This is a genomic window from Vibrio sp. CyArs1 (assembly GCF_022432925.1).
GTDB classification, from domain to species: domain Bacteria; phylum Pseudomonadota; class Gammaproteobacteria; order Enterobacterales; family Vibrionaceae; genus Vibrio; species Vibrio mediterranei.
Genome location: NZ_JAKRBO010000019.1, coordinates 1 through 13,162, shown reverse-complemented (window position 1 = coordinate 13,162; position 13,162 = coordinate 1). Strand labels below are relative to the sequence as shown.

The window sequence follows — 13,162 nt, the reverse complement described above, 5'->3', positions numbered from 1 at the left end:
AAATGCCATGCAAGGAAATAGTATGAGAAGTAATCATATCTCATTGGTGGGTGCTGGACCGGGCGATCCTGATTTGCTCACGGTTAAGGCTCTTCGAGCAATCCAATCTGCTGATGTCATTATCTTTGACAATCTCGTTAGCCAAGAGATCAAGGCACTTTTTCCATCCAACAGCGAGCAGGTTTATGTTGGCAAAGCTAAGGGTTGCCATAGCTATACCCAGCAGCAAATTAACCAAACCTTAATCGACTATGCCCATCGAGGTGGACGAGTTTGCCGAGTTAAAGGGGGCGATGCCTTTATATTCGGTCGTGGTGGAGAAGAAATGCTACTACTCAAAAAACAAGGCTTTGATGTTGATGTTATTCCTGGCATTACGGCTGCTTCGGGGTGCACCACATACTCTGATATCCCGCTTACTCATCGCGGTTTAGCTCAAGGGTGTACTTTTATCACCGCCCATGCCGAAAAGGAATTGGACATACATTGGAAAGCACTGGCTGACCTGAATCAAACTCTCGTTATCTACATGGGATTAAGCAAAGCGGAGATGATTGCGAGCTCTCTTATAGACGCAGGTTTATCGGCGTCTACCCCTGTAGCGTTAATTGAAAACGGCTGTTGCCCAGCACAAAGAACGGTGCTGGGCAGTTTGGATGAGCTTGTCGAGTTAAGAGATAGTCATCAAATTCAGTCGCCTGCTCTCATTGTAATTGGCCAAGTGGTTAAAGTGGCCGAGCAAATGCAGTGGCTGTCGCAGCTCAACGAACGAGTATTGATGGAATCACCAAAACAAAATCAACAACACAAATTACAGCTGACAGCGTAATTATGAAAGGAAGCATTATGAAAACACAAAGGATTGTGGTGGTCGGCAATGGGATGGTAGGCCACAAGTTCATTGATAGCGTGATTGCTGCAAACGATGAGTCTGCGCAAATTATCACGTTTTCAGAAGAGTCGCGACTTGCTTATGACCGCGTGCAGCTTACCAGCTATTTTGATGACGACAAAGGTGCTGAGTATCTTGCGCTAACCGATGAAACTTACTATCAGAATCATGGGGTTAACTATGTCTTAAACGACAAAGTTGTCTCGATTGATACAGACCAAAAGCAGGTGACAACCGAAAGTGGGCGTCAGGAGAGTTACGATAAGTTGGTACTTGCCACGGGTTCATTTCCTTTTGTACCGCCCATTTCTGGTAATGACCAAGAGCACTGTTATGTTTATCGCACCATTGAAGACCTAGATGCCATCGAGTCGGGCAGTAAAGTCAGTAAAACAGGCGTCGTTGTCGGAGGTGGATTACTCGGTTTGGAGGCCGCTAACGCGATTAAAAACCTTGGTTTAGATACGCATGTGGTGGAGTTTGCCCCGCGCCTTATGGCGGTGCAGCTTGATGAAGGTGGCGGCGCATTGCTGCGCAGGAAAATTGAAAATTTAGGCGTATCGGTGCACACCGATAAAGCGACTACTGAAATTATTGCAGGTGAGCAGGCTCGCTATCGAATGAATTTTGCTGATGGTACTTACCTTGAAACCGACCTTATTATCTTCTCGGCCGGCATTCGTCCTCAAGATGAGTTAGCGCGTCAAGCAGATATTGAGATAGGGCCGCGCGGCGGAATAGTGATTGATGATCAATGCCGCACCAGCGTCGAGGATATCTATGCGATTGGCGAATGTGCGTTGTGGCAAAATCAGATCTTCGGGCTTGTTGCACCGGGTTATCAAATGGCAAAAGTCGCAGCTAGCCAAATTGTCGATTCATTGGAGCCACTGGCATTTACTGGTGCCGATATGAGCACCAAACTTAAATTGTTGGGCGTTGATGTTGCGAGTATAGGTGAGGTTCACGGCAAGACAGTTGGTGCGCAGTCATACACCTACAATGACGAAATTGAGCAAGTCTACAAGCGGCTAATTGTGTCTGAGGATGGCAGTAAAATTGTAGGTGCTGTTTTGGTAGGGAATGCTGATGCCTACGGCAGCTTATTGCAACTCAAACAAAACGACATGGCTCTCCCAGACAGCCCTTCGGTATTGATTCTGCCTAATGTGGCTGACGATAGCTCAGCAGGACTCGGTGTAGATGCTCTGCCTGACTCTGCGGTGATCTGCTCTTGTTTTGATGTGACAAAGGGTGATATCAAACAAGCGGTGGCGAGCGGTTGTAACACGATGGCTGCGCTAAAAGATACCACTAATGCATCGACAGGTTGTGGTGGCTGTTCAGCGTTAGCAAAACAAGTACTCGATAGTGAGTTGATGAACCTCGGCGTTGAAGTGAACAACGATATTTGTGAGCACTTTGCCTATTCCCGTCAAGAACTCAGCGACATTATTCGCGTTAACCAAATTAAGACGTTCGATGAATTACTATCTAGCCATGGCTCTGGGTTGGGCTGTGAGATTTGCAAGCCAACAGTGGGCTCAATTTTAGCGTCGTTTTGGAATGACTATATTCTGGAAGAGCAACACATGGAGCTCCAAGATACCAACGATATCTATTTGGGTAATATGCAAAAAGATGGAACATATTCGGTGGTTCCTCGTATCGCTGGTGGTGAAATCACACCAGATAAATTGATTGTACTTGGTCAGGTAGCTAAAGATTTCGACCTGTACACCAAGATTACCGGAGGTCAACGTGTTGACTTGTTTGGGGCACAACTCAATGAGTTGCCTTTGATTTGGAAACGATTGGTGGAAGCTGGATTTGAAACCGGACACGCTTATGGCAAATCGGTACGAACGGTGAAATCGTGTGTCGGGAGCACATGGTGCCGCTATGGTGTCGGTGACAGTGTAGGTTTAGCTATCGACATTGAAAATCGTTACAAAGGACTAAGATCGCCTCACAAACTGAAGTTCGCTGTCTCAGGCTGTACTCGTGAGTGTGCAGAAGCTCAGTCGAAAGACATTGGTGTGATTGCCTCCGACAAAGGTTGGAACTTGTATGTGTGTGGTAATGGTGGAATGCGTCCTCGTCACGCCGACTTGCTAGCCACTGATCTTGATGAACAAACACTGATTCGCTATATCGACCGTCTATTGATGTTTTACGTCCGCACTGCAGACCGTTTACAACGAACTTCTGTGTGGCTTGAAAACCTAGAAGGTGGCATTGAATACCTCAAACAAGTGATTGTCGATGACAAATTGCAACTCGCCGATGAGCTGGAAAAAGACATGGCTACCAATGTCGGTAAGTATCAGTGTGAGTGGAAAACCACACTCGAAAATCCAGAGAAACTAAAACGATTCCAACACTTTATTAATACCGATGAGCTGGATGGTAACCTTCAGTTTGTCAATATTCGCCAACAAAGATTCCCAACTAATAATAAGAAACAAGCGCTTGTTTTGGAGCAACGTATTGATGTTGTTGAAGTTTAACGACGTTGCCTCGCTATAGGCGAATGAAATTTGATAGTTAAGGAGAAGAATATGAGTCAGTGGTTAACTGTTTGCTCAACTGATGACTTAGTACCCCATACCGGAGTGTGTGCTAAAGTCGAAGATAAACAGGTCGCTATTTTCTATTGTCAGCGTAGCGACCAACTGTACGCGCTTTGCAATTACGATCCTTTTGGCCATGCCTATGTGATGTCTCGCGGCATTATGGGCTCGCTAGATGGCCAACCTTGTGTGGCTTCACCGCTTTACAAGCAGCACTTTAACTTACAAACGGGTGTCTGCATTGAAGAGCCAGAGGTCCAACTGACTCGGTTTGATGTACGAGTCAGTGGTAATGATGTTCAACTCAAGTTGCCACTTGCAGCTTAACTCTTTGTGTACAAGGAAACTTGATCAACAAATTGATCAGTAAAAGGAATTTGTTATGGAAAGCACTAAATTTAATTTGTTTTCGTTTTCTGGGAAGATGAAAACACTACACTTAAGCTGGATGGCCTTTTTTATTACCTTTGTGGTTTGGTTTAACTTTGCACCATTACTTCAAATGGTAAAAACGTCATTGGGCTTATCAACACAAGAGATCAAAACCTTACTTATCCTCAACGTGGCGCTGACGATACCAGCGAGGGTAATCATTGGTATGTTGACCGACAAATATGGTCCACGTCTGGTCTACTCCGCATTGTTGGCAATATGTTCTATTCCATGTTTTGTTTTTGCGTTGTCAGATTCATTTATTCAAGCGGCTATCGCTCGTTTCCTATTAGGTTTTATTGGTGCAGGGTTTGTTATTGGTATTCGTTTAGTATCTGAGTGGTTCCCACATGATGAACTGGGTACTGCGGAAGGTATTTATGGTGGTTGGGGCAACTTTGGCTCAGCGGCGGCGGCTTTCACTTTACCAACCTTGGCTCTGATGTTTGGTGGTGACGACGGATGGCGCTATGCCGTTGGTGTGACGGGCCTAATGAGCTTGGTGTTCTCAGTCATTTTTTATCGTAACGTTCAAGATACGCCAAAAGGATCGACTTACTTTAAACCTAAACATTTAGCTGCGATGGAAGTGACATCGAAAGGGGACTTTTTCTTCCTGTTGATCATGAAGATCCCTATGTATGCTGCACTTGCGCTACTCGTTTGGAAACTTGCGCCATCGAATATTGGTATGTTGAGTGACACAGTGGTTAACACCTTCTATGTGGGCTTAGTAGTCCTATACGGATACGAAGTTTCTCAAGTATGGAAGGTCAACAAATCTATCTTCTCTAAGCCAGTTCCGGAGATGCATCAATATAAGTTTAAGCAAGTAGCGGTTTTGAACGTGTTGTATTTTGCCACGTTCGGCTCGGAGTTGGCGGTGGTCTCGATGTTACCTCTGTTCTTCTCTGAAACGTTTGAACTGACGCCTGTTTTAGCAGGTATGGTGGCTTCAGCTTATGCCTTTATGAACTTAATGTCGCGTCCTGGTGGCGGTTGGATCTCAGATAAATTTGGTCGTAAATCGACATTGTTAATTCTAACAGCAGGTTTGGCTGTGGGTTATTTCATGATGGGCCAGGTCAACAGTGAGTGGCCGTTGTGGCTTGCAGTATGCGCAGCCATGGTTTGTTCATTCTTTGTTCAAGCAGGTGAGGGGGCGGTGTTTGCGACAGTGCCATTAATCAAGCGCCGCATGACAGGTCAAATCGCTGGAATGACAGGCGCTTACGGAAATGTCGGTGCTGTGGTTTACTTGACGGTTCTGTCGTTTGTTGACTATCAAACCTTCTTCTATGTTATCGCGGGTACAGCGGTTCTTGGTTTCGCAACTTTGATGTTTATGGAAGAACCCAGTGGTCAAATAGCAGAGGTAAACGAAGATGGTAGCGTAACGTTAATCAACGTATCTCATTAATGGTAATCGGGGAGTGAGCATGAGCACTTAGCGTGCTCACTCGTTCAAAAGCTCTGCTTGCACAGAGCTTTTGTTCTCCGAAGGTTTAATTAGGGAATGATTATGGGATTACCGCTTAACCATCCACAAACGCTGACGACATCATACGGCGGCGTGTCTTCTGCTGGTACTCGAAGCGAAAACCAAGATGCGTTTGTAGTTCGAGAGCCAGGACTACAAAGTGAGTTGGAAACCAAGGGTATGCTTGCTTGCATTGCCGATGGTGTGAGTTGCAGTGAACACGGGCAAAAAGCCAGTCACACCAGTGTGATGCAGTTTGTCGCCGATTATTATGCAACGCCAGAAAGTTGGAGCGTTCGGCGTTCGGCCATTCAGGTATTGACGTCATTGAATACTTGGTTATATGAGCAGAGTCTAAAGCAACCGCTGAAGCATAATGGACTGGTTACCACCTTTAGTGCCGTTGTCGTCAAATCCAATACGGCGTATCTATTTCATGTGGGTGATAGCCGAATCTATTTGCTTAGACAAGGCAAACTCCGTTTGTTAACCAGAGATCATCAGCGGACCAACATCGGTAAAGCGGCGTACCTAACTCGCGCTTTAGGCATGGATAGCAAATTGGAGGTCGATTTTCAGACCGTAGCCGTCGAAACTGGCGATCTTTTCTTGCTCTCAACCGACGGGGTACATGATTTCATCACTGAGAAACAGTTGGTCAACGTTATCCAAAATCACCTCCAAGGCTTTGAGACACGAAGCCAAACATTGACGGATCTTGCCATAGAAAATGGTAGCCAAGACAATGTCACCAGCTTATTGGTTTCTATCGATCATGTTCCCAACCTAACATTGCATGAGTTTCAACAACAATCACTTAACCAAGTGGTGCCACCCCCGCTTAAAGTGAACAACAGAATTGATAGTTACACGGTGACAAAAGTACTTCATGCTGGAACTCGAAGCCATGTTTATGAGGTGAGGCAGGAACAGACGGATCAGAAGTATATTCTCAAAGCGCCTTCTTTACTGCATGTGGAAGATAAACAGGCTCTACTCGACATAAGTAATGAGTATTGGGTGGGAACGCATGTGAATAGCCATCGAATCATGCGTACTTATCCACGACCGGCTAATTCTCCCTTTCTCTACTTACTATGTGAGCCGATAGAAGGGATCACGTTGAGGCAGTGGATGCTTGATAATCCGACGCCGAGCTTAGACTCTGTGAGGAGTATTGTTTCTGAGATAGTAAAAGCGGTGCGAGTGTTGCAACGGTTAGATATGGTACATCGCGACTTAAAGCCGGAAAATGTGATGATATCAGAGTCGCTGCAAGTGACTTTGATTGATTTGGGGTCTGTTTCGGTAAAGGGCTTAGACGAAGCAAGACAAGAACAATGTGCTCAAATGCCTAAAGGCGCGGCGAATTATATTGCCCCTGAGTATTTGAATGGCAACGAAGCGACAACTGTATCCGATTTATTTTCTGTTGCGGTAATGACGTATGAAATGCTGTCTGGCACGCTTCCCTATAAAGCGGCGATTGCACGTAGTGTCGACAGTGCACGCCATCAACAGTGGAAGTATCAGAGTATTCAAATCACCAATCCTGAACTCCCCCTATGGTTGGATATGGCCTTAAAGAAGGCTTGTCATCACAATCCGCAACATCGTCATCAAGCGTTGGGAGAGTTCTTATTGGATTTGAGCCAGCCGAATAAAGCGTTAATGAAACAATATGAGACGAGCCCGCTCATTAAAAAGCACCCATTGCTCTTTTGGAAGGGAGCGACAGCATTGCTTGCATTATTGGCCGCCATCGAGTTGATGCTATTAATGATTCAATAGCTGTTTATTTGACGCGCATAAGCTGGTGTTTAGTGCGACCAAGTTCAAACACTAAGATTTGTGAGCGCTTCATGCTCTCGACTTTACTCAGCATCTCTTGATCGTAGCCTTTGCCTTTCATCCAAGACAACGGAGACGAGAACTGATCTTCATTGACCACATATGACTGGTCTTTGAGTATGGACTCGGAAACATGGACTACCCAAATGCGAGAGCGAAATTCGACCGCATTCGCAAGAGAATTGAGAAGTTTTTTTAGCATGAAAATGACTCAGTGCATTGAGTTAACAGACAATAAGGCGACCGATTGTTACAAAAATCTTAACAATAAGATAGGCAAAACAAGAAAATTCGTCTTACGCTTAATTTAAACGGGACAAACAATTCTTACTTAACATCATGGATTGATAGGTAATGTCTATTACAAGAATCGTAGAATCCCATTTAGCAATATTGAAAATTTGGACAACAATAAACTTATCAAGATTAAGTTATTGGGGCTGAAGGAGATCGCCATGGAATCGCTAAAAGTTAAAGACTACATGACTCAAAGAACGGTGACCTTTACACAAGACATGTCATTGAGTGCTGCGCTTGATAAAGTCATGCAATCTAACCACCTTGGTGGTCCAGTTATTAATGAACGTGAACAAGTTATTGGCTTTATTTCGGAACAAGACTTGCTCGACAAGTTGGTTAAAGTTAGCTATCACTGTCAAGACACGCATACTGTTGGAGATTGTATGCATCAAGAGGTGCTGTCAGTGACACCTGAAACGTCCATCATTGAACTCGCAGATATGATGAAGGTCGGTAAACCGAAAGTCTATCCTGTTATCGACAATGGAAGATTGGTAGGGACGATTACTCGCCGCGATGTACTTCGAGCCATCGGCAAAAATATTGAAGCGTGCTTCAAACATCCTGTGTAAACTAAACAATATTCCCCTATGGGCGCTTCGGCGCCCTTTATTGTTTGTTGCATGTAAATAAAAGGACTGATATGGCGGACCAATCGGCTAAATTCGTTGAAGGATCAACCATGAGGCATATCCTGGTGATGTCAGGAACCTCAACTGTCGGAATCATGGCGATATTCATTGTCGATTTACTCGATATGCTGTTCATCAGTATGTTGGGTCAAGCCGAACTGGCTGCTGCGGTTGGGTTCGCTGGTACGTTAACCTTTTTTGCAACCTCCGTTTCTATAGGAACTTCCATCGCTATGGGTGCATTAATGTCCAAAGCGATTGGAGCTAAGAACGTAGATTATGCAAGGCAGATAGGCTCTAGTGTTCTTGTCATAGCATTTATCATTAGCGCGATTGTAACGGCAATAATGTGTGCCTACATTCCAGAACTGCTGACGGCTATCGGTGCAGAAGGGAGAGCACACGAGAGGGCAGAAGCCTACCTTTGGATCTTATTACCGAGTACGCCTCTGATTGCTTTAGGTATGGCTAGTGGTGCAGGTTTGCGAGCTGCGGGTGATGCGAAACGGTCGATGTGGGCAACGCTTGCGGGTGGGATCGTTAACGCTATATTGGATCCTATTTTCATTTTCGGTTTTAACTGGAATGTGGAAGGGGCCGCCGCCGCTTCGGTGGTCGCCCGATTTGCTGTGTTCTATTTCTCGTTTGCACCGTTATTACGTGTTCACAAATTACTAGCCAAACCTACATATTCGAATGTCATTAGTGATGCCAGAGTGATGTTGGCGATCGCTATTCCTGCCATTATTACTAATACCGCAACGCCTATTGGTAATGCGATTGTGACCACTGCTATTGCCCAGTATGGTGAGGATTTTGTTGCTGGGTTTGCGGTAATAGGTCGTCTGACGCCAGTTTGTTTTGCCTTTATCTTTGCGCTGTCTGGGGCTGTTGGGCCTATCGTGGGGCAAAACTATGGAGCGGTAAGAATTGATCGTGTGGAGGAAACGCTAAAGAACTCACTCATCGTGACGACCATCTACACATTAGTGGTTTGCGCTTTATTGTATCTTCTCCAACAGCCGATTATTAACATGTTCTCGTTAACCGGTGATGCATCGCTGATCGTGGCGGCATTTGCGACTTATGTAGCAATTACCTTTGTGTTTAATGGTGTGCTGTTTGTTGCGAATACGTCGTTCAATAATTTGGGTAAGCCACTGTATTCTACCGCACTTAATCTGAGTAAGGCGACTTTAGGTACTTTGCCATTTGTGTACTTAGGCTCATTATGGTTTGGTGCGTTGGGCGTCTTGTATGGACAAGCGGTGGGTAATATCGTGTTTGGGGTGTTAGGTTACATTGTTCTTAAATTCCATATCTCTGAACTGCGTAAGACTGGCGAATGTCAAAGTACAGAAGAAGACCCAAGTTTGGTTTGTGTTAACTCTCAACCATTCAGTACAACAGATCCGGTTATGATTAATGATGTGTCGAAAGTTGAGGAGCAGTTAGAGTCGCCAACACTATCAGGGTAAAATTCTTCTTGACCTTGGAGCTAGCTCCAAGGTTTACACTTGGGATGTAGGATAAGCAAAGGAGAATCCCATGTGTACAAAACATAAAGCGTGCAGCTCACAATCTATCAACGCTATTCGTCCCGCGGGTGATGCGTGCAACGCGCCAAAAATCGCACAAGTAACGGCCATTTCTAGCGAGCAATCTGCGGATTGTTGCGACTCAGAGAGCAGTTGCTGTGCGTCAGAACCTGATGAACCTGCCGCCTCCGGTGGGAAAAGTGAATCTGATTCTGGACTATTAAAATCTTGGAAAGTTGTCGGGATGGACTGTCCTGCATGCGCCAGAAAAGTGGAATCAGCAACCAATAAGTTAGCTGGTGTGGTGAGTTCTAAAGTTCTGTTTGCCACTGAAAAGTTGGTGGTTCGAGTTAATGATGCTGCGTTATTTACTCAAGTTGAAGCAGCCGTTGTTGATGCTGGTTTTACTCTGAACGCTCTAGATGGCAGTACCAATGGAGCGCCGCAAGACCAACTAACAGGCTGGAAAAAAACCTTAAAAGACAACTTTCATATCCTTGCTATCTCTACCGGTATGGCGATCGCTGGTGCGTTTAAAGGCAGCTTGCCGCAGTTAAGCGAATGGCTATTCACGCTTACATGTATTCTTGGTCTTATCCCTATTGCCTCAAAGGCATTGAAACTTGCCAAATCTGGTACTCCTTTTGCCATTGAAACACTAATGAGTGTGGCGGCGATTGGTGCTCTGTATCTCGGTGAAACGGTAGAAGCTGCAATGGTTCTGTTACTGTTTCTTATCGGTGAGCGATTGGAAGCGTTTGCTGCTTCTAGAGCGCGCAGTGGTGTCCAAGCGCTAATGTCCTTGGTTCCAGAAGAAGCTACAGTGATTGTAGATGGTGTGCGTCAAACCAAGAGTGCATCGGCACTTGTGCCCGGTGACATTATTGAAGTTGCACCTGGTGATCGTATGCCAGCCGACGGTTCGTTATTGGATGCTAACGCCAGCTTTGATGAAAGTGCATTGACAGGCGAATCGCTCCCTGTCGAACGCCATATCGGTGAGACCGTTATGGCGGGTGCGGTCCTTGCAGACAAAGTTGTGCGACTCACAGTTACGTCCAAACAAGGTGAAAACGCCATTGACCGCATTCTCCACCTCATAGAAGAAGCGGAATCGAGAAAAGCACCAATCGAGCGATTCTTAGACAAATTCAGTCGTTGGTACACACCATTAATGATGTTGGTATCGCTACTAGTAATTATCACGCCGCCTCTTATGTTTGCACAGCCATGGGAAACCTGGGTGTATCGTGGTTTAGCGTTACTGCTAATCGCTTGTCCTTGTGCGCTTGTGATTTCAACACCAGCAGCGATTACGTCAGGTCTTGCCGCGGCAACAAGACGTGGCGCACTGATTAAAGGCGGAGCAGCGTTAGAGCAGTTAGGCAACGTTCAAGCTATTGCATTTGATAAAACGGGTACACTGACGTTAGGCAAACCTCATGTTACTGACGTAGTAGTGACAGCTGATTTGGATACGGAGCACGTGTTGGCGCTATCTGGCGCGATTGAACAAGGTTCAAATCATCCTTTAGCAACGTCATTGATTAAGTACGTAGAGCAGCGTGGCATTACTATTCCAGAAGCCCAAGAGAAAAAAGCGCTGGTTGGTGTTGGTATCGAAGGTATTGTTGATGGTAGTAAGTGGATATTAAGCGCACCATCTAAAGTGACTTTTGACATTGCTGATGAGGTGATGGATAAAGTAGTTGAGCTGGAAAATGGCGGTAAAACGGTGGTGGTACTGGCAACAGAAAACACGGTGAAAGGTATCATTGCATGGCAGGATGAAGTTAGAGCGGATACCGCAGAAGCGGTGGAAAAACTCGCTAAACTCGGTATCGATACCATCATGTTGACAGGTGATAATGAGCGAAGCGCACATGCGATAGCAACGCCTCTGGGTATGGATTATAAAGCAAGCTTGTTGCCCGCAGATAAAGTCACCTTTGTAAATGAGTTAGCTCAAGGTCGTCGTGTCGCTATGGTCGGCGATGGCATCAACGATGCACCTGCGATGAAAGCGGCCAATATTGGTATTGCTATGGGTGGGGGGACTGATGTTGCGCTGGAAACGGCTGATGCAGCTTTGACTCATAACCGCTTGAGTGAGCTTCCTGTGATGATCGAGCTCTCAAGAGCAACACTCAGTAACATTAAGCAAAATGTTACGTTAGCATTGGGTTTAAAAGGCGTATTCTTAGTCACTAGTCTTTTAGGTATTACAGGGTTATGGGTTGCTGTCTTGGCAGATAGTGGCGCTACCGCCATCGTGACCCTCAACGCACTTAGATTACTGCGTCATAAATCTAAATTTGATTGAATGTAGTACTCAGCTTCGCTGTATTTATAAATAATTCAATCAATAAACCGCCTCTCTGTAGGGCGGTTTTTTTGTGAACAGCAAAGAGTTATTCGTGTAATTTATAGACCGATATGACAATAAAGTGTGATGCAAACCGTTTTTATTTGAAATGTTGATGCTGTTACATTAGTAAAGTGTGATCTGTGTACGTTTATGTTTGGCGTGATCTTATAAGCTTTACCACATATCCAAGAGACAAAAGGAGTCCCCCATGTCCCAAGCTGTTTTCCATCTCGGAGTAAATAAAGAAGATCTACAAGGCGCTACACTAGCGATTATTCCAGGTGACCCAGCTCGAGTTCAAAAGATCGCTGAGTTAATGGATGAGCCAGAGTTTTTGGCTAGTCAACGTGAATACACAGTATACCGTGCAAAACTAGACGGTAAGACGGTTGTTGTTTGTTCGACAGGTATTGGTGGTCCATCAACTTCTATTGCTGTTGAAGAACTGGCTCAATTGGGCGTTCGCACTTTCTTGCGTGTTGGTACGACCGGTGCGATTCAATCTGACGTAAACGTTGGCGACATGATTGTCACCACTGGTTCTGTTCGTCTAGATGGTGCAAGCTTGCATTTTGCTCCTATGGAATTCCCTGCGGTAGCCGATTTCGATGTAGCAACGGCAATGAAAGAAGCAGCAATTGAAGCGGGTTCTACGGTTCATACTGGTGTAACGGCATCAAGTGACACTTTCTACCCTGGCCAAGAGCGCTACGACACCTTCTCAGGCCGTGTTGTTCGTCGTTTCCAAGGTTCTATGGAAGAGTGGCAACAAATGGGCGTACTGAACTTCGAAATGGAGTCGGCAACGCTACTGACTATGTGCGCAAGTTCTGGTCTAAAAGCTGGCTGTGTTGCGGGTGTTATCATCAACCGTACTCAGAAAGAAACGCCTGACCATGATACGTTGAAGCAAGCGGAAACTCGCTCTATCAAAGTGGTTGTAGAGGCTGCGCGTAAGCTTCTTTAAGCATTGATTCAATTAGAAAAGCCTCCTGTTATGGAGGCTTTTTTTTAGTCAATGTACCGTCCTGAATAAGGTTGACACATTTCCAACATGAAATTGGAGAGTGTCATGAAATCAACGAGTAAACGAACC

10 protein-coding genes are annotated in these 13,162 nt (G+C 45.3%); 9 read left to right on the top strand and 1 reads right to left on the bottom strand.

All coding sequences use genetic code 11. The annotated features are described in order from the left end of the window. Positions 1–22 precede the first annotated feature (22 nt). The 5 genes from cobA to MMA19_RS25780 all read left to right on the top strand — a co-directional run bounded on the left by cobA (position 23) and on the right by MMA19_RS25780 (position 7,168). A complete protein-coding gene (cobA, locus tag MMA19_RS25800) occupies positions 23–829 on the top strand; it encodes a uroporphyrinogen-III C-methyltransferase (protein ID WP_231892929.1) in 807 nt (268 codons plus the stop codon). 17 nt (positions 830–846) lie between these two features. Then, positions 847–3,402: a nitrite reductase large subunit NirB gene (gene nirB / locus MMA19_RS25795; protein WP_240207661.1), complete on the top strand. Its 2,556-nt coding sequence runs from the start codon at positions 847–849 to the stop codon at positions 3,400–3,402. Between the two features lie 51 nt (positions 3,403–3,453). Continuing rightward, positions 3,454–3,792 carry a nitrite reductase small subunit NirD gene (gene nirD, locus MMA19_RS25790; protein ID WP_006072963.1) on the top strand — a complete coding sequence of 113 codons (339 nt, stop codon included), beginning with the start codon at positions 3,454–3,456 and terminating at the stop codon, positions 3,790–3,792. 55 nt (positions 3,793–3,847) lie between these two features. Further along, a complete protein-coding gene (locus MMA19_RS25785; protein WP_240207659.1) occupies positions 3,848–5,317 on the top strand; it encodes a NarK family nitrate/nitrite MFS transporter in 1,470 nt (489 codons plus the stop codon). 102 nt (positions 5,318–5,419) lie between these two features. Further along, positions 5,420–7,168: a bifunctional protein-serine/threonine kinase/phosphatase gene (locus MMA19_RS25780; RefSeq protein ID WP_240207657.1), complete on the top strand. Its 1,749-nt coding sequence runs from the start codon at positions 5,420–5,422 to the stop codon at positions 7,166–7,168. A gap of 4 nt (positions 7,169–7,172) precedes the next feature. On the opposite strand, the gene MMA19_RS25775 is transcribed toward MMA19_RS25780, so the two are convergent. Further along, positions 7,173–7,430 carry a hypothetical protein gene (locus tag MMA19_RS25775; protein WP_006072966.1) on the bottom strand — a complete coding sequence of 86 codons (258 nt, stop codon included), beginning with the start codon at positions 7,428–7,430 and terminating at the stop codon, positions 7,173–7,175. A gap of 253 nt (positions 7,431–7,683) precedes the next feature. On the opposite strand from MMA19_RS25775, the gene MMA19_RS25770 reads away from it, so the two are divergent. The 4 genes from MMA19_RS25770 to udp all read left to right on the top strand — a co-directional run bounded on the left by MMA19_RS25770 (position 7,684) and on the right by udp (position 13,033). After that, positions 7,684–8,100: a CBS domain-containing protein gene (locus tag MMA19_RS25770; protein WP_006072967.1), complete on the top strand. Its 417-nt coding sequence runs from the start codon at positions 7,684–7,686 to the stop codon at positions 8,098–8,100. Positions 8,101–8,171: 71 nt separating this feature from the next. Further along, the gene (locus tag MMA19_RS25765; protein WP_006072968.1) at positions 8,172–9,638 is read left to right on the top strand and encodes an MATE family efflux transporter; all 1,467 of its coding nucleotides are present in this window, start codon (positions 8,172–8,174) and stop codon (positions 9,636–9,638) included. Between the two features lie 70 nt (positions 9,639–9,708). Beyond that, positions 9,709–12,021: a zinc/cadmium/mercury/lead-transporting ATPase gene (locus MMA19_RS25760; RefSeq protein ID WP_240207655.1), complete on the top strand. Its 2,313-nt coding sequence runs from the start codon at positions 9,709–9,711 to the stop codon at positions 12,019–12,021. Positions 12,022–12,274: 253 nt separating this feature from the next. Then, the gene (gene udp / locus MMA19_RS25755) at positions 12,275–13,033 is read left to right on the top strand and encodes a uridine phosphorylase (protein ID WP_006072970.1); all 759 of its coding nucleotides are present in this window, start codon (positions 12,275–12,277) and stop codon (positions 13,031–13,033) included. Positions 13,034–13,162 lie beyond the last annotated feature (129 nt).

Coding starts and splice junctions, on each gene's coding strand:
- cobA (WP_231892929.1), top strand. CDS start 23: ATGAGAAGTAATCATATCTCATTGGTGGGTGCTGGACCGGGCGATCCT.
- nirB (WP_240207661.1), top strand. CDS start 847: ATGAAAACACAAAGGATTGTGGTGGTCGGCAATGGGATGGTAGGCCAC.
- nirD (WP_006072963.1), top strand. CDS start 3,454: ATGAGTCAGTGGTTAACTGTTTGCTCAACTGATGACTTAGTACCCCAT.
- MMA19_RS25785 (WP_240207659.1), top strand. CDS start 3,848: ATGGAAAGCACTAAATTTAATTTGTTTTCGTTTTCTGGGAAGATGAAA.
- MMA19_RS25780 (WP_240207657.1), top strand. CDS start 5,420: ATGGGATTACCGCTTAACCATCCACAAACGCTGACGACATCATACGGC.
- MMA19_RS25775 (WP_006072966.1), bottom strand. CDS start 7,430: ATGCTAAAAAAACTTCTCAATTCTCTTGCGAATGCGGTCGAATTTCGC.
- MMA19_RS25770 (WP_006072967.1), top strand. CDS start 7,684: ATGGAATCGCTAAAAGTTAAAGACTACATGACTCAAAGAACGGTGACC.
- MMA19_RS25765 (WP_006072968.1), top strand. CDS start 8,172: ATGGCGGACCAATCGGCTAAATTCGTTGAAGGATCAACCATGAGGCAT.
- MMA19_RS25760 (WP_240207655.1), top strand. CDS start 9,709: ATGTGTACAAAACATAAAGCGTGCAGCTCACAATCTATCAACGCTATT.
- udp (WP_006072970.1), top strand. CDS start 12,275: ATGTCCCAAGCTGTTTTCCATCTCGGAGTAAATAAAGAAGATCTACAA.